Raw genomic sequence first — 17,009 nt, forward strand, 5'->3', positions numbered from 1 at the left:
CCAGGCATTCCTGCGTAGCGTGCAACCTGCGGCCAGGTGTGCGTTCCGGCCCTTGCTGTATACGCCCCATCAAGCAGCTGTCATTGGCCGTGCCCGCGTCTGCACGGGTTTGTTTCTATTTGTCATCACTGATCCCCACTTTCTAAAAAAAGAAACAGAACATCCCAGAGCTGACATACATCACCTTCACGGTGGAAAAGGACTGTCAAAAGCGCCTCCCAAGCGCCTTTCCCAGTCTTAGCAGGTTTTTCCACGAAAATGTTGCTGCGCTGCTCCAGCTACATCGAATACGTACTTTTCCCTTTGCAGGGCATTAATCATTACAGATATTTACTCTGTTTTTCTTATAGATAAATATTCTTAATGATTAATTAAATTTATTATAGAATAATTTATATTAACTTACAAAAAGATTTAATTATTATTTATTTCTTATAAATAAAATGAAAGCAAAAAAGAGCTATCTTCTCCTTATTTTAAGGAAAAGATAGCTCTTTTTTAAATCAGTCTAGATCATACGGAGGATGCAAACCTCTACGTATTGAATACGCGAAGCAATATCGGTCAGCTCTTTACGGGCTTTCTTGTATTCGCTAATATCGAGGGAATTGGCAAGTTCCATACGGATGCTCTGCAGTTTGCTCTGAATGCGGCTGCATACAAGGTCAATCGAATCGAGCCCCGTCATGGTCGTCAGGGATTCTTTTATATTCTGTACCTCATCTTCTATATTCGTGATACTGAAAAATACGGAAGCCCGCGTTTCCGCATCAAAGACGGAAAAAAGCGAAGCTTTCAATTGAACCAAATCCTCTGCTATCATGGCACACGCCGTACGAATACGGATGACATACCGCTGGGCATGTACAGAATATGGCAGCTGAGAAACCGGCAGAGACTGTTGTTGGGACAGTGCTGATTGCTGCATGGGAAGTGCCCCCTTTCAACGTAGGTAAAGATGAGTTATATGGTGTACTTTATGTTTTTATTATAATATAACAAAATAGAATTTTCAATTATGTTATGATATCTCTTTCGCATGCTTTGTATTTGCAAAGGAGATTGACAGAAATTTTACGAAACGAGCTGTCCCTGCCGTCTTTATTTATATCATTCAGAAATACATTCTTTCCTCTATAGAAGAAAAAAAACGCAAGGCCAGGCGCCGTGCCCGTACTTGCGTTTTTGCGTGTTTTCTTATTTTGTAGCAGCCGGTTGTGCCGTTTCCCAAATGGATTGATACAGTTCTTCGGCTATACCCGGTTTGATCGGCTTCCATTCGATTTTCTTGGCGCCTACATTGCGCGAAAGAATGCGTTTACCTGCAGCATTGTAGACTTCGTATTTCATAAGGGCAATTTCTTTTTGTTCGTGCAGAATAGCCCATTGGTCGAGGGTGTACGAGCCGTCCTTTCGGACGATTTTCGTCCAGATGACAGCCCGTTCCGGCGTCTTGACGGCAGTCTGGTTATCGACGTAATATTGCAAGCCTTCTGCATCGGTGTTCATAAAATCCCAATCTGCAGCCAGGGCCGGCATAGTGCAGCACAGGCTAAGAGCCAGAGCGATGATCCATTTTTTCATAATTATCAATTCCTTTCTTGTATCTTTATATGATATACCCTTTTGGGAAAAGTGACAATCTTTTTTCCCGCCCGGTCCATAGCAGGATTTCCCCTTTCTCATGTCGAATAGCTATGATAAGAGGTGATGTATCATGACGGAAGAAACGAAGAAAGCTATAGAAACGACTGTCGTCCCGGATACGGCGGAAGCTACGGAAAATACAGAGGTGCTCGATGATACGGCAACGATCGTCACACCGCCGGCAGGTATTATTTTGGACGGCGACAAAAAGCAGCTCGTCCTGACCAATCCTGCTCCAGCGCCTGGGGAAGACGACGAGGAAGATCCGGAAACGCCTTATTTGGCATCTGACATGTACGCCCGTGTAGTCACGCTGATTAATAAGTTTGAAGAAGATCTGCCCGATGATTTGCAGGCCGGGGGCCGCCTCGTATCGGCAGGCAACATTACCTTCTCCATTCAGGATGTTGGCTATTGGGATCCGAATATGATCGTCTTTTACGGTGAACTGGAAGACGGGTCACGCGTAGAGCTCTTGCAGCATCTGTCCCAGCTCAATTTGCTTCTCGTTGCCGTGAAACGGCCGCACCCGGAAGAACCGCGGCGTGTCATTGGCTTTACGACAAGCCCTGAACCGGATGTTGAAACGGAACCGACCTCCGTAGAAGAAAACAAGATTCTAAAAAAAGCCACGAAATGATAAAAAACCTTTTCTCTGCCCAAAAAAACAGGGAAAAGGTTTTTCTATCTATGGCTGGACTATTTCTTTTTTGTCTTCCAGTTCCGGCACGGCGTCTGGCAATTGCTGCTTAAGCGCCGCTATTTCGTCCTGCAGGGCTTTGTTTTCTTTGGTCAGTTTTTGGATCTGATCGTTAAGCTTATGTGTACGCCAAGCGGACTGGGTCTTGAGCTTGAGGCCCCAGCAGGCTGCGATGACCAGGCCGGCGAGGACGGAAATGATAACGACGATGATCAGGTTGGAATCAAAGGTCCACGTAAAGAAGGACAGCTGGACGGCCATAGAGTTTTGGACAGCCAGGACAGCGACAAAGAAACTGATAATACCAATCAGAATGATAAATAACATAGAAATCACCTCTTTCGTATGCGCGCCAGGAGGGCTTTTCTTTTATGATAGGCTATGACAAGCCATTTTGTCAATTAATTCTCTTTTCGTATTGCTATCTGTAGAGAATACATATTATAATGAGTATATATGTTTTTTAAGGATGTGATCTTCTGTGTCTATGTCAAATTGGAAAGAAGTGCTCGATATACGCAAGGACAGCGCGCCTATCAGTGAAATTGCCGACCGTATTGAAGCGGATTCGTCTGTCACCGGGGCCAACCTGATTATCTTGATTATGGCCATACTCATTGCTTCCATTGGCCTCAACATGAACAGCGTAGCCGTCATCATCGGCGCCATGCTCATTTCGCCCCTCATGGGCGGCATTGTCGCAACCGGCTACGGCATGGCTACGTATGACCTCCACTTCCTCAAACGGTCTGTCGTCAAAATGTCTTTCCAGATTGTCTTTGCTCTCATTACGTCAGGCCTTTATTTTTCCCTGACGCCACTTACGACACCGTCACCGGAAATGCTGGCCCGCACGGCACCGACGGCGTGGGATGTCCTCATTGCCCTCTGTGGCGGCATTGCCGGTGCCATTGGCAATACGCGCAAGGAAAAAAGCAACGTCATCCCCGGTGTGGCCATTGCGACGGCCCTCATGCCGCCCCTCTGTACGGCCGGCTACGGCCTGGCTATGGGGTCGTTTAAGTTTTTTACAGGTGCCATTTATCTCTTTTTCATTAACGGCTTCTTTATCGCCTTTTCGAGTTTCCTCATTTTTAAGGCTCTCAAGGTGCCCATGGCCCATGATATTTCTGAAGCCCATTACCATTTCCAGCAGCACGTCCTCATTGCCGTTGGCTTTATCATCACCATTCCCAGTATTTACATGGCCTACCTTACAGTAAACGACAATATCCGCGATTCCCAGGTACAGACCTTCGTCTCCCAGGATATGGATCTCGATTCGGCCAACGTCGTCGCCTACAATCTCGAAGACGGTACGCTCAACGTAGACGTCGTTGGCATGGCGTTGTCAAAAGCTGACATGGAGGATCTGCAAAAAAAGCTAAATCACTACACATACCTGAAAGACGTAAAGCTGCGCATCGTTCAGGGTAACGTCAATTCCATCAACCAGGACCAGGTACAGGAAATCGTCAATGCCCGTCTGGCCAATGCCGTAAAGGACAGCGACGGCCATTCCTATAAAGACCTGGCCACACAATACTACGATTCCTACAAGCGGGAAGTTGCCGATCAGAGCGTTCTCCAAAACCTCAATAAGGAAGCGCCGGTGCTCTTCCCGGACGTACAGGAAATTACAGGCAGTACGCTTCTGCACGTAGATGTAGAGAAAAAGGTAATGACGGCGACGGCCTTCCAGGCCTATGTCACGGTACACTCGCCAATGAGTCCGGCTGACGCCAGCCGCCTGCAGCGCTGGATTTCGACGCAAACCTCCCTGCCGGTCATCCTTACGGTCCAGCAGGCCAGTACGCCGAGCAGCTTTTATGGTAATGGTATCGATTGGAACGAATAAGTGCTACAAAAAAACAGCCCGCACGGGCTGTTTTTTTTGTATGCCGGCACCTGTCTACACCGGAGCAAACTGGCTATTATAGAGGGCCGCATAGGCGCCACCTTTTTGCAGGAGTTCCCTATGGGTACCCTGTTCGATAATGGCACCGTGGTCCATGACCAGGATCTTGTCAGCATCGACGATGGTCGACAGACGATGGGCTATGATGAAGGCCGTACGGCCTGCCATGAGGTCGCGCATGGCGTGGTTGATTTCCATTTCCGTCCGCGTATCGACACTGGATGTCGCTTCGTCGAGAATGAGAACCGGCGGGTTGCGCAGGACGACGCGGGCAATGGTCAGGAGCTGGCGCTGGCCCGTGGAAATATTTTCATTATCGTTTTCAACGATCGTATCGTAGCCCTTGGGCATGGTACGGACGAAGAAATCTACACGGGCGGCCTTGGCGGCAGCGATGATTTCAGCCCGCGTAGCAGCCGGTTTGCCGTAGGCAATGTTTTCGGCAATAGTACCTTCGAAAAGCCACGTATCCTGCAGGACCATGCCGAAGTTTTCCCGCAGGTCGTGGCGCGTAAGGCTGGCCGTATCGACGTCGTCCAAGTAAATGTGGCCGCTCTTGACATCGTAAAAGCGCATGAGGAGGTTGATGAGTGTCGTCTTGCCGGCTCCTGTAGCGCCGACGATGGCGATTTTCTGGCCCGGGGCGACGGCAAAGTCAATGTCTGCCATAAGGTCCGGCCCGGCCGCATCGGCATAGCCAAAGCGTACGTGGTCGAAAACGACTTTTCCTTTAGCCTGCGTGAGTGCTACCGGTACGGCCGGATCGGCACTCATTTCCGGTTCATCCAACAACGCGTAGACCCGTTCGGCCGAGGCCAGGGCAGACTGCATGGAGTTAATGACGTACGACGCCTCTGTTAAAGGCTCAGAGGCCTGATTGACGTATTGGAAAAAGGCCTGGAAGGCGCCGACAGTAAGACTGCCGCCAATGAGGAGATAGCTGGCAAAGAGGGCGATGACCACCTGCCCTAACCGGTTGATAAGGCGGATGGCCGGGTCGATAGCGTTGATGGCAAAATCCGCCTTTTCCGTTGCCCAGGCCAGTTCTTCTGTAGCTGCATGGACCTTGGCAGCACTGCGCGTTTCCTGTGTAAAGGCCTTGATCAAAACCTGTCCGCTGTAGGCTTCTTCTATGAGGCCCGTGACGAGGCTGAGTTTTTGCTGGCGTGTGCTGGCCCGTTCCAGGGTCACACGGGAAAAGAGGCGCGTGACGACGACGGCTAGCAGGGCAAAGGCAATGAATACGAGCGCCAGGCCGGCGTGAAACTGAAACATCATGACCACAGAGCCGATGAGGAGACCTGTCGACGTAAAGAGCCGCAGGATACCATTTTGCAGGGCTTCGGACACTTTATCCAGGTCGTTCGTAAAGCGGCTCAGGACGGCGCCGGTCCGCTGGCCGTCGAAATAGCACAGGGGCAGGCGGTTGAGCTTTTCACTGAGGGCCGTGCGCAAACGCAGGTTCAGGCCTTCGGCAAAGGTGAGCATCATGTACGACTGAAAGGTATAGAAAAGCCAGGCGCCAAAATACAGGAGCGCCAAAAAGGCAATCTCCTCTCCCCCTTGGCGCCACGTCACCTGGAAGGCTGCGCCTACGCTTTGACTGGCTTTGATAGTATCCCAAAGGAGGTTGACAATGCCGGCACTGTACCAAGGAGCAGCAATCATGAGAGCTGTATAGATAAGAACCGAGCACAGGATGAGGACCAGGCGTCCATGGGCATAAGCCGTCGTCTGCCAAAGACGCTTCAAGGTCTTGCCGGCTGCCTGGGGCCGTTCGATACTGTATTCATAATCGAGCTGTGGTTCTGCGTCGCTGCGCTGGAGAACCTGTTTTTCATCAGCCATGGAGGCCGCCTCCTTTCGTCTGTGAGCTTACGATATGGCTGTATACCGGGCACGAGGCCACCAGGTCTTCATGCCGCCCCAGGCCGGCCATCTTGCCATCGTCCAGGACGAGAATCTGCTCTGCCTGGGCGATGGTACTGACGCGCTGGGCAATGATCAGGACGGCACTCCCGGCCACTTCCTTTGCCAAGGCGTGACGCAAGGCGGCATCGGTCTTGAAATCGAGGGCCGAAAAGCTATCGTCAAAGATATAGAGATCTGCCTTTTTAAGCAGGGCCCGGGCAATGGCCAGACGCTGTTTCTGGCCGCCTGAGAAGTTAGTTCCCCCTTGGGCCACAGGCGCGTCGAGACCGCCGGGCAAGTCGCGGACGAATCCGGCCTGGGCGACATCCAGGGCATGCCACAGGTCAGCCGGCGTCGCGTCTTCGTTCCCATAGCGCAGGTTGGCTGCAATCGTACCGGAAAAAAGCCAGGCCTTTTGCGGCACGTAAGCAATGTGCTGACGCAGCTTTTCCTGGCTCAAACGGCGTACATCGACACCGTCTACAGCAATGGCACCGCCTGTCACGTCGTGGAAGCGCAGGATCAGCTTGGCAATAGTCGACTTGCCGCTGCCGGTACTGCCAATGATGGCGGTCGTCGTGCCGCGGCGCAAGGCAAAGGTCAGGTCCGACAAGGTTGCCGCTTCAGCGTCGGGAAAGCAGAAGGATACGTTGTCAAAGCGGCACACTGTTTCTGTTCCGGCCAGCACCGGTACGGTCGTCACAGCATCGCTGATTTCCGGCGCCTGCTGCAGGACTTCATGAATGCGTCGCAAGCAGACACGGGAGCGTGGCAGGACGATAACTACCATTTGGGCCATGATGATATAAAAGAGGATGAGCAGGGCATACTCCGTCACGGCTGTAATATCGCCGATGGCCATGCGCCCCAGGCCGACTTGGTTGCTGCCCAGCCAAAGGATGGAAACGATGCAGGCATTCATGACAAAAATGGCCAAGCTTTCCAAGCCGAAAAAGAGGCTGTTCGCCTTAATAGCAGACAATGCGTAATCTTCAAAGGTCTTGCGCAGCCGTTTTTCTTCGTACTGCTCCTTATTGAAGGCCCGGATGACGCGGATGCCCGTGACGTTTTCCCTGAGGACCAGGTTGATGCGGTCCAGGAAGCCTTGCATTTTTTCATAAATGAAGGAGGCCTTGTGCGTAATGATGATGGCCCCGCCTAAGACGATGACCGTGACGCCGATCATGACCAGACCCATGGTCCGGTTGATGGCAAAGGACATGATGACACCTAAGGCGCACATGGCCGGTACGGGCAGGATCATCTGGAGGGACCAGATGAAGGCCTGCTGGACGACGCTGACGTCACTAAGCGTACGCGTGATCATGGAGCCTGTGCCAATGCGTTCAAAATCACTCGTCGAAAAGGTCAGGGAGTGGTCGTATAAGGCGTTGCGCAGGTCCCGGCCCAGGAGGGCTGACAGGCGGACGCAAAAATAGCAGGCTAAGAGGGCCGCTGCCGCAGCGACGAGGGCGACGGCAAACATGAGCGCCCCTTTCTGAAGGACCAGGGCCAGGTTGCCACTGTAGACGCCAATGTTAATCATGTCTGCCACGAGAGTCGGAATATAGAGAGTACCGCCTACGTCGACGATGGTAATGACCAGGATGAGAAGGATAAGGCCTTTATAGGGTTTGAGAAATGGAATGAGTGTACGCATACTGGTTCCTTTCTTAGGACTTATCGAGAACCTTCTGAGAGGCGGCAATCTGCTCTGCAAAGGCGGCCTTCAGGCGGCCATTGAAGTATACCAGGGCTTCGATAAATTCCGGTGAATAGACGGCTACCGTTTCGGCCAGGGCCTTGTTCTCTGCTTCATAAATGGGAGCCAGCACAGCATGGGCGTAGGCCTCGCCGGCTGCCGTAAGGTGGATGCTCATTTCCCGCCGCTTGCCCGGAATAGGCGTCAGCGTCAAATAGCCCTTGGCTTCGGCCTGCTTGATCGTCGAATTGAGGGTCGATTTGGGAAAGCCCCACTGCGCGCAGATTTCCCGCTGCGAATGGGCTTCGCCGTTGTCGAGGGCATAGAGAAGCCACAAGAGGGACTTGCCCAGCCCCATTTTGGCTACGTCTGTGTAGTAGATTTCATCGATATTGTTAAGAGCCATGCTCAGCTTGCGCATAATGGCGCGTATATCTTCCATCGTATCACTCCTTAAAAATCCGAAATCGTACATTAATACATCCCTAGTATAGTACGATTTCGGATTTTTAGCAAGAAGAAAATAAAAAGACGCCAGCGTGCGTCAGGCGCGCTAGCGTCTTTTGTATGCAATTGGATGAATCTGCCTATTAGGCGTCAGGCCAAACCTTTTCGGCTGTTCTCTTAATGAGACGCAGTTTGTCCCACTGCTGTTCTGCCGTCATTTCGTTGCCTTCTTCTGTCGAAGCAAAACCGCACTGCGGGCTCAGGCAAAGCTGGTCCTTTGGTACATACTGCGAGGCTTCTTCAATACGGGCGATGAGGTCGCTTTCCTTTTCAAGCTGCGGGAACTTGCTCGTGACCAGGCCGAGGACGACCTTCTGGTTCTGGATGAAGCGCAGCGGTGCAAAGCCACCGGCGCGGTCCGAGTCGTATTCAAGGAAGAAGCCGTCGACGTGGCAGCCACCAAAGAGGATTTCTGCTACCGGTTCATAGCCACCGGACGAGAACCACGTAGAGCGGAAGTTGCCGCGGCAAATGTGCATAGTCACGGTCATATCAGCCGGTTTATCAGCGATGGCGTAGTTAATGACTTTGACGTATTCCCGGGCAATGCGGTCCAGGTCGAAGCCACGGGCTGCATAGGCCTGGCGTTTTTCTTCGTCACAAAATTCCCCCCACGACGTGTCGTCGAGCTGGAGATAGCGGCAGCCTGAATCATAGAAGGCATGGACGGCCTTGCGATAGGCTTTGGCAATGTCTTCAAAGAGGACGGCTTCGTCTTCATAGCGCGGAATGGGCTGGTATTCCTCAGCGCGGACACAGCAAATGAGATGCAGCATAGACGGCGATGGGATAGTAAATTTGGCTACGGCCCGGTCTCCGGCTGCGGCTTTGACAAAGGCAAAGTCCTTGAGGAACGGGTGGTCACCAAAATCTACTTTATCTGTAATTTGCAGCGTTGCTGCCTTAGGCTGATGGCCTTTAAAGGCGACAGACCAGTGTTCGGCTTTGATGTGCTCTACCCCTTCGAGCTGTTCCAAAAAATCGAGGTGCCAGTAGCTGCGGCGGAATTCCCCGTCCGTCACGGCTTTGAGGCCAATTTCTATTTCTTTATCGATCAGCTTCGTAATTTCTTCGTCTTCAATCTGACGCAGACCGGCTGGGTCCAGTGTGCCTGCCGTTGCTGCCTGGCGTGCTTCTTTGATGCGGTCTGTCCGTAAAAAGCTGCCGACCACGTCATAACGGAACGGGCCTTTTTTGGTTTCTGTTGTCATCTGATATATCCCCCTTTGCTACGAGCTATATTTATTAATAATTACTATTTTATCATACTTGTTTTCATTATTCTTGTCAATACAGCCCTGCTATTCACCTAGAGAATAGAGACGTATCATGCCCGCGTGGCCAGGACAGACAGGGATTCCAAAAGGACGTTGGCGCCACGGCACACGTCTTCGTCTGGCGTGTATTCATCCGGGCTATGGCTGATACCGCCAATGCTGGGGACAAAAATCATGGCCGTCGGGCAAATGCGGGCCATCATTTGCGCGTCCTGGCCGGCACCGGAGACGAGGCGCCGCGACGAATAGCCCCGTTTTTGCGCTGCATCTTCGACGAGCTGGATCAGGCGGTCGTCGAAATGGACCGGATCAAAAGCGGTCATGTGCTCCACGCTGATCTGCACGTGGTCCGTTTGGTGCAGGCCTGTATAGAACTCATCGAGAGCCTGTTCGACAGCAGCGAGCTTGTCTGCGTCAGGATGACGCAGGTCGATCGTAAAGACAGCCTCTCTGGGAATGACGTTGACGGCATTCGGTTTAAGTGCCAGCGTACCGATGGTAGCGACGCCGCCGTAGGTTTCGGCCAGCGTGCGGGCGTAAACGTTGACCTTAGCAGCTGCCAGGCCTGCATCATGACGCAGGCTGATCGGCGTCGTACCGGCATGATTAGCCTTACCTTCTATGGTGACACGCTGCCAGTGGAGGCCTTGAATGCCTTCGACAATACCGATTTGGATGCCGGCAGCGTCGAGGACCGGGCCCTGTTCGATGTGGAGCTCCAAAAAGGCATAGGGCCTGATGGCCGTCGCCTCTGCCGTTCCCAAATAGCCAATGCGGGCCAGTTCGTCACCTAATCGCAGGCCATCTTTATCGATGCAGGCATAGACCTGGGCCGGCGTAATGCCACCGGCAAAGGCGAGAGACCCGGCCAGGTCCGGCTGGAAGCGGACGCCTTCTTCATTCATGAAGACTGTGACGCCCAGGGGACGGCGTGGCCGGGAGCCCTGTTCCTGTAAGGTCTGAATCACTTCGAGACCAGCCAGGACGCCCAGGCAGCCGTCGTAAGGGCCGGCGTGGATGACCGTGTCAATGTGGGAGCCCGTAAGAACCGGTGCCTGGTCCTTATTCTCCTCCGTTTCCCAAAGGCCGGTTATGTTGCCTACTTGGTCGATGACGATGCGAAGCTGGAGCTCGCGCATCCACGCCAGGACCAGGTCGCGTCCTTCCTTATCGGCATCAGAAAGAGCCAGACGCGTGCGGCTCGCCGGGCCATCGTGGCCGATGGTTCCCAGCTTTTGTATATGGCTCAAGAGCCGTTGTCCGTTGATCTGTAGCATAGGTATATTCTCCCGTGTTCGTAATAATTTAAAAAAAACGCGGCACAATGGCCGCGTTTTATGAAATTCTTAGAGTTCGCGAATAAGGTTGACCATTTCGATAGCGCTCGTAGCCACGTCAAAGCCTTTGTTGCCGGCTTTTGTGCCTGCCCGTTCGATGGCCTGTTCGATGTTTTCCGTCGTAATGATACCGAAGAGAACAGGAATACCGGATTTTAAGCTGACCTGGGCTACGCCCTTAGCAGCTTCGTTGCAAACGAGATCGTAGTGGCTCGTAGCACCGCGGATGACTGCACCGAGGCAGATTACAGCGTCGTATTTTTTTGATTCAGCCATTTTCTGGGCGATCAAGGGGATTTCGAAGGAGCCCGGAACCCATGCCGTCGTAATGTCTTCTTCGGCTACGCCATGACGTTTCAAGGCGTCGTATGCACCGCCTAAGAGACGGCTGCAGATGAATTCGTTGAAACGGGCGACAACGATGCCGACCTTTATACCAGAACCTATTAAATTGCCTTCTTTAATTTGTACCATAATGACACTCTCCTTATCGTATTAGGGATTTAAAATCCGTTTTCCAGCAGTTTTTCCAGCGTCAGGGTGCTCCCCTGATGACTATAGCCTACTGTAAAATTGTGTATATATTTTCCTATCACATCTGTTTCCAGATTGACAATGGAACCGGGGTGTTTAGTCAGCAGTGTCGTATTCGACATAGTGTGCGGAATGATGGACACCGTGAACTGCGACGGGCCGACAGAAGCGACGGTCAGGCTGATGCCGTCAATAGCAATGGAGCCTTTTTCGACGATGAACGGCGCCATAGCGCTGGGAATACCGACGGTAATGAGGCGGGCAATGCCGTCGTTGGCAATGCGCGTAATATGGCCTGTGCCGTCAATATGGCCGCTGACGATGTGGCCGCCCAGGCGGGAGCCTACGGCTACGGCCCGTTCCAGGTTGACCTGGGAGCCTGTCGAGACTTCGCTCAAGGATGAGCGGTTCATCGTTTCGTGCATGACATCAGCCGTAAAGGCCTTGTCTGTCAGGGATGTAACAGTAAGGCAGACGCCGTTAACGGCAATACTGTCGCCGATCTGCGTGCCTTCCAGTACTTTTTCTGCCTGAATCGTCAGGCGGATGGAATCGGGCCGGCGATCCATAGCGCCGATGGTGCCCAGTTCCTCAATGATGCCAGTGAACATATGCACCCTCCCTTTGTGTATTATAAGCTGTAATCAGGATGTTGCCATCGTGGAGCTCGACCGAGTCATACGCCAGTGGCATGCATTCGCCCAGCTCATCTACGCCGACGCCGCCTACAGAGGGCAAGGCACCGGTGCCGCCGATAACCTTATTGCCCAGGAAAGCATAGATCTTATCGACGAGCTTGTGGTCGAAGAAGCTGCCCTGAACGGTACTACCGCCCTCGACGAGAATGCTGCGAATGTTTTCCTGCCAAAGGAGCTCGAGCATTTGCGGCAAATCGATGTGGCCGTCACTGCCCAAGGGCGCCAGGATGACGCGGGCTCCCATATCCTTGAGACGGCGCATCTTGTCTGTATCACAAAGAGTCGTCGTGACGATGATGGTAGGTGACGTCTTATCCGTCAGGACCAATGCCGTTTCGGGAATGCGGCCGTACGTATCGAGGACAATGCGTACAGGCTGGTGCGGCGCGTCGTAGGCTTCCCGTTCGATACGGCACGTAAGGAGCGGGTTATCCGTGATGATCGTGTTGATGCCGACGAGGATGCCGTCGTAAATGGAGCGCAGATAATGGCCCTTGCTGCGGGCCCAGTCGTTCGTAATCCACTGGGACTTGCCCGTCCGCGAGGCAATACGGCCGTCCAGGCTTTGGGCCAGTTTGGCCGTAATGAAGGGCTTTTCGACCATCATATTTTTGATAAATACTTCGTTCAGGCGGGCCGCTTCCTTCGAGAGGAGCCCTACTTCCACGGGAATACCGGCCTGGCGCAGAATGGCTGCCCCCTTGCCGGCTACGAGCGGGTTCGGGTCAAGCATGGCCATGACGACCTTGCCGACCTTGCGTTCGACAAGTGTCCGCGCACACGGTGGTGTACGGCCATAATGGGCACACGGTTCGAGCGTTACATAGACCGTAGCGCCTTCAGCCTTGTCCCCTGCTTCGCGCAAGGCCCATACTTCGGCATGGGGCGTACCGGCCTTACGGTGATAACCACGGCCGACGATTTCACCGTCCTTGACGATGACACAGCCGACGGCCGGATTGGGCGCGGTGTAGCCTAAGGCCAGCCGGGCCAGTGAAAGGGCTTCCCGCATATAATCAATGGGTTTCACGTTCTTCCTTCCTTTCCGTTTTTTTTCTTATTGAATAAGAAAAAGGCTATGGGCAACAGTACATGCCAATAGCCTTTTTGAGCACAGTAAACAAAGGTACTTGTCTTTTCCCATCCAGACTTTACTGTCGGTACCGAAATCGCATCGGTTCAACCCCCGCGAGGGTTAGCGGACTTTACCGCCGGTCAGGAATTGAAAGCCTACACCTTCTCACCTTGCCCCAAAGACTATCTTTATGTATGTATTCATTTTTTACATTGTTAATTGTATCACAAGGACGGAATGATGACAAGTCATCAGAAGGTCAGCGCAATGCGGCAATAGCGGCAGCCCGGTCTGGCGCACCGAAAACGGCACTGCCGGCGACGAGGAAATCAGCACCTGCTTCTTTGACGGCACCTACCGTCTTGGCGTTGACACCGCCATCGACTTCGACAACGGCCTGGCAATTGCCGGCCTGGTCGAGGAGTGTCCGGGCAGCACGGATCTTATCGAGGGCATAGGGAATGAATTTCTGGCCGCCAAAGCCAGGGTTGACGCTCATGACGAGGATCATGTCCAGCTGGCTGGCTACGCACGACAAGGTGCTCACAGGCGTAGCCGGATTAAGGGCTACACCGGCCTTCATACCGGCTTCATGAATCTGCTGGATGACGCGGTCCAAGTGAACGCACGCTTCCTGATGGACCGTGATGTACGTGACGCCGGCTTTGGCCAGGTCTTCAATGTACGTTTCCGGATGTTCCACCATGAGGTGGGCGTCAAAGGGCAGCTTCGTATGGGATCGCAGGCTGGCGACGAGAGGCACGCCAAAGGTCAGGTTGGGCACGAAGTGGCCGTCCATGAGATCGAGGTGCAGGCAGTCGGCGCCGCCTTTTTCTATATCCTGTACTTCATCGGCCAGGCGGGAAAAATCAGCCGATAAGAGGGAGGGACAAATAGTTACCATGAGTTTCGTTTCCTTTCTAAAATGGAGTCGAGTACTTTGCAGTACGAGTCGTACCGTTCCTGCTGGATTTTCCCCTCTGCCAGGGCTGCTTTGACACTGCAGTCCGGTTCACTGCGATGCAGGCACGAGGAAAAGCGGCAGCCGCCGCTGTAGGCCAGCATATCCGGGAAAAGGCGCAGGAGCTCACGCGGCTCGAGCTGTTCGAATTCGAGGGCACTGAAGCCCGGCGTATCGACGACGTACGTACCTTCATCGAGGAGCATGATTTCCGAATGGCGCGTCGTATGACGGCCGCGGCCGATCTTTTCACTCACCCGGCCGACCGTCAGGGGACGGCCGAGAATCCGGGCCAAGAGGCTCGATTTGCCGACACCGGACGGGCCGCCGAAGGCGGTCATCTGCCCAGGCAGGAGGTCCTTGATGACGTCAATGCCGTCGCCCGTGGCAGCCGAAACGAGATACACATCGTAGCCGCATTTGGCATAGAAATCGCGGTACTCTTCGGCACGGTCACGGTTGAGGTCGCACTTGTTGAAGCAGACTTTAGGATGGATACCGGCGTATTCGCAGGTCATGAGCATCTGGTCGAGGAGGAAATAGTTCGGATCCGGTGACTGGGCGGCCATGATGATAAACATCTGGTCGATATTGGCTATGGCCGGCCGTCGCAAAGCATTGCGCCGTGGCAAGAGGCCTTCAATAACGCCCTTGTTGTCACCCAGCTCCGTAATTTCCAGCTCGTCGCCGACGAGAATCTTCGTCTTCAGTTTGCCCCGGCGGCGGCATTCCGTCAAGTCTGCCGCGCCTGTATCTACGTAATAAAATCCGTTGTAGTTCTTGATTACCCTGCCTTTTGTCATGTTCCTCCTGTGCGCCTCTCTAGGGCGTTAAATGTACTGGTCCTGGACCAGGGAATTGTTGATGTATACTTTGACCCGTGTCTTGCCGACGCCGCTGACAGACTTGCTGATACTGTCGCCGCCGGACTGGTTACGGTCGTAGACGACACGCGAGCCGTTATCGTCAGTAACGACGATCTGGACGTGCTGGCTCGACGCGCCGGACGGTACGCTGATATTGACTGTACCGGAATGGGTCGTTCCGGCCGGTTCCTGATTATTGGCGTTGGCATCGGCTGCAGCACTGGCCGGGTATTCGACGTTCAAGTCGACCGTATCGCCGGACTGGCTCTGGCTGGTGACCTTAGCCTGGCTCTTATCCTTGCTGCTGTCGAGGTTGTTAATGTTGCCAACCTGGTAACCTGCATCCTGCAGGACCTTGACGGCTGCATCGAGAGTCATACCCGATGTATCCGGCAGAGGCTTCGTCGTCTTTGTTTCTTCACTCTTACGGCAAATGACGAGGTCGACTTTCGTCCCCTTCGTTACCTTATCCGGTGATTTCGGCGTCTGCCTGATGATTTGGCCGTTTTCGTAGGTACTGCTTTCCTCATAGGTGACCTTGCCGATGACCAGGCCGATTTCCTTCAGGATCTTTTCTGCCTCGTCACGGCTGAGACCTTTGAGGTCCGGTACGAGGACTTCTTCACCCTTGTTGCCCTTGCTGACGGTCAGGTAGATCGTGCGCTGGGCTTTGACGACAGAACCGCCGGACGGCGTCTGGCTTATGACTTCCCCTATGGGGACCTCTGAGCTTTCCGTCTCTCGTACAGACACGTCGAGGTTCTTGTCCTTCAAGATGTGCTTGGCTATTTCCACCTGCTTGCCCGTTACGTCAGGCACAGTGATTTCTTCGTTGCTCCAGAAGTTGCCAAAGGAGAAAAAGGCCCACGCAAAGGTAGCCACGAAAACGGCGGCCATGACGATGATGATCGATTTCTTCGAGTGGTTGCTCACAGAATCGACAAAACGCGTAAAGATGCCTTTTTTCTTCTCTACCTCCCGTTCTTTCAGGGGCTGTATCTTCTGGGTATTAAAATTATTCTTGATAATGGGCATGGCGCCCTTATTGGTGTTGACGAAACCTTGGGCCAGGCGCAGTTCAGCCATCATTTCGCCTACCGATTGGAAGCGGTCGTCCGGATTCTTTTCCATGGCTTTCAAAATAACCCGTTCGACGAGCTGGGGAATGCGCCGGTTGTACTTGCTCGGCAGGGGAATGTCATCCTGCACGTGCTGCAAGGCTACACTAATGGCCGTGTCACCTTCAAAGGGCAGAACGCCGGTCATCATTTCGTACATGACGACGCCGAGGGAATAAATATCCGTCCGTTCGTCAATTTTGCTGCCGCTGGCTTGTTCCGGTGAAAAGTAATGGACCGAGCCGAGGACCGAGTTATCCCCCATATTGGAGGCCTTGGAGTTAATGGCCCGGGCAATACCAAAATCGGCCACCTTAATACGTCCCGTTTCAGTGACCAGGATATTGTGCGGTTTGATGTCGCAGTGTACGATGCCGTTGGCATGGGCATGCTCCAATGCTTCACCAATATCGAAGGTAATCTGGATGGACGTATTGATCGGCAAATGGCCGTGTTTTTCAATGTACTCTTTCAATGTTTCACCGCGCACGTATTCCATGACGATATAGTGCGCGTTTTCGTCGTAACCGACGTCATATATATTGACAATATTGGGATGTGAGAGCTTGGCAGCCGCCTGTGCTTCCTGACGGAAGCGCACGACGAAGTCATGATCGCTGGCGTATTTGCTGTGCAGGATCTTGACCGCTACTATGCGGTCCAAGAGGATATCCTGCGCTTTGTATACGCTAGCCATGCCGCCGCTGCCCACTTTTTCCAATATCTTATATCTGTTATCTAAGATATGACCAATCATC

Annotated in this window: 16 protein-coding genes and 1 riboswitch; of the genes, 2 read left to right on the plus strand and 14 right to left on the minus strand. The window is 53.0% G+C overall.

The window, feature by feature from the left end; translation table 11 throughout:
- Positions 1-508: 508 nt before the first annotated feature.
- Positions 509-928, minus strand: a complete 420-nt coding sequence (locus tag H8J70_RS04675; RefSeq protein ID WP_186502704.1) for a hypothetical protein — start codon at positions 926-928, stop codon at positions 509-511.
- Positions 929-1,197: 269 nt separating this feature from the next.
- Positions 1,198-1,584 carry a hypothetical protein gene (locus tag H8J70_RS04680; protein ID WP_186502705.1) on the minus strand — a complete coding sequence of 129 codons (387 nt, stop codon included), beginning with the start codon at positions 1,582-1,584 and terminating at the stop codon, positions 1,198-1,200.
- 133 nt (positions 1,585-1,717) lie between these two features.
- Between H8J70_RS04680 and H8J70_RS04685 the strand changes: the two genes are divergently transcribed.
- Positions 1,718-2,287 (plus strand): DUF6173 family protein, encoded by a 570-nt coding sequence (locus H8J70_RS04685; protein WP_222433580.1) that lies wholly within the window; start codon positions 1,718-1,720, stop codon positions 2,285-2,287.
- 48 nt (positions 2,288-2,335) lie between these two features.
- Here the strand turns inward: H8J70_RS04685 and H8J70_RS04690 are convergent, their stop codons facing one another.
- Positions 2,336-2,674 carry a LapA family protein gene (locus tag H8J70_RS04690; protein WP_186502706.1) on the minus strand — a complete coding sequence of 113 codons (339 nt, stop codon included), beginning with the start codon at positions 2,672-2,674 and terminating at the stop codon, positions 2,336-2,338.
- A 160-nt stretch (positions 2,675-2,834) separates the two neighbouring features.
- Between H8J70_RS04690 and H8J70_RS04695 the strand changes: the two genes are divergently transcribed.
- Positions 2,835-4,205: a DUF389 domain-containing protein gene (locus H8J70_RS04695; RefSeq protein WP_186502753.1), complete on the plus strand. Its 1,371-nt coding sequence runs from the start codon at positions 2,835-2,837 to the stop codon at positions 4,203-4,205.
- 54 nt (positions 4,206-4,259) lie between these two features.
- On the opposite strand, the gene H8J70_RS04700 is transcribed toward H8J70_RS04695, so the two are convergent.
- The 11 genes from H8J70_RS04700 to pknB all read right to left on the minus strand — a co-directional run bounded on the left by H8J70_RS04700 (position 4,260) and on the right by pknB (position 17,008).
- Positions 4,260-6,113: an ABC transporter ATP-binding protein gene (locus H8J70_RS04700; RefSeq protein ID WP_186502707.1), complete on the minus strand. Its 1,854-nt coding sequence runs from the start codon at positions 6,111-6,113 to the stop codon at positions 4,260-4,262.
- A complete protein-coding gene (locus tag H8J70_RS04705) occupies positions 6,106-7,836 on the minus strand; it encodes an ABC transporter ATP-binding protein (protein WP_186502708.1) in 1,731 nt (576 codons plus the stop codon). Before H8J70_RS04705 ends, H8J70_RS04700 begins: the two co-directional genes overlap by 8 nt.
- A 13-nt stretch (positions 7,837-7,849) precedes the next feature.
- Positions 7,850-8,320 (minus strand): MarR family winged helix-turn-helix transcriptional regulator, encoded by a 471-nt coding sequence (locus H8J70_RS04710; RefSeq protein WP_186502709.1) that lies wholly within the window; start codon positions 8,318-8,320, stop codon positions 7,850-7,852.
- Between the two features lie 148 nt (positions 8,321-8,468).
- Positions 8,469-9,596: a 5-methyltetrahydropteroyltriglutamate--homocysteine S-methyltransferase gene (locus H8J70_RS04715; RefSeq protein ID WP_186502710.1), complete on the minus strand. Its 1,128-nt coding sequence runs from the start codon at positions 9,594-9,596 to the stop codon at positions 8,469-8,471.
- A 116-nt stretch (positions 9,597-9,712) separates the two neighbouring features.
- A complete protein-coding gene (locus tag H8J70_RS04720) occupies positions 9,713-10,939 on the minus strand; it encodes a Zn-dependent hydrolase (protein WP_186502711.1) in 1,227 nt (408 codons plus the stop codon).
- 69 nt (positions 10,940-11,008) lie between these two features.
- On the minus strand, positions 11,009-11,473 hold the full coding sequence (ribH, locus tag H8J70_RS04725; protein ID WP_186502712.1) for a 6,7-dimethyl-8-ribityllumazine synthase: 465 nt from the start codon (positions 11,471-11,473) through the stop codon (positions 11,009-11,011).
- Between the two features lie 29 nt (positions 11,474-11,502).
- Complete coding sequence (locus H8J70_RS04730; protein ID WP_186502713.1) at positions 11,503-12,144, minus strand: riboflavin synthase; 642 nt, start codon at positions 12,142-12,144, stop codon at positions 11,503-11,505.
- On the minus strand, positions 12,125-13,261 hold the full coding sequence (ribD, locus tag H8J70_RS04735) for a bifunctional diaminohydroxyphosphoribosylaminopyrimidine deaminase/5-amino-6-(5-phosphoribosylamino)uracil reductase RibD (RefSeq protein ID WP_186502714.1): 1,137 nt from the start codon (positions 13,259-13,261) through the stop codon (positions 12,125-12,127). Before ribD ends, H8J70_RS04730 begins: the two co-directional genes overlap by 20 nt.
- A gap of 98 nt (positions 13,262-13,359) precedes the next feature.
- Positions 13,360-13,493: riboswitch (FMN riboswitch) on the minus strand.
- Positions 13,494-13,565: 72 nt separating this feature from the next.
- Entirely contained in the window at positions 13,566-14,210 is a 645-nt protein-coding gene (gene rpe, locus H8J70_RS04740; protein ID WP_186502715.1) for a ribulose-phosphate 3-epimerase, read from the minus strand.
- A complete protein-coding gene (rsgA, locus tag H8J70_RS04745) occupies positions 14,204-15,070 on the minus strand; it encodes a ribosome small subunit-dependent GTPase A (protein ID WP_186502716.1) in 867 nt (288 codons plus the stop codon). The genes rpe and rsgA overlap by 7 nt, the downstream gene beginning before the upstream one ends.
- A 27-nt stretch (positions 15,071-15,097) precedes the next feature.
- The gene (gene pknB, locus H8J70_RS04750; protein ID WP_186502717.1) at positions 15,098-17,008 is read right to left on the minus strand and encodes a Stk1 family PASTA domain-containing Ser/Thr kinase; all 1,911 of its coding nucleotides are present in this window, start codon (positions 17,006-17,008) and stop codon (positions 15,098-15,100) included.
- Position 17,009: the final 1 nt, after the last annotated feature.

It is taken from the genome of Megasphaera hominis (assembly GCF_014269395.1).
GTDB lineage: Bacteria > Bacillota > Negativicutes > Veillonellales > Megasphaeraceae > Megasphaera > Megasphaera hominis.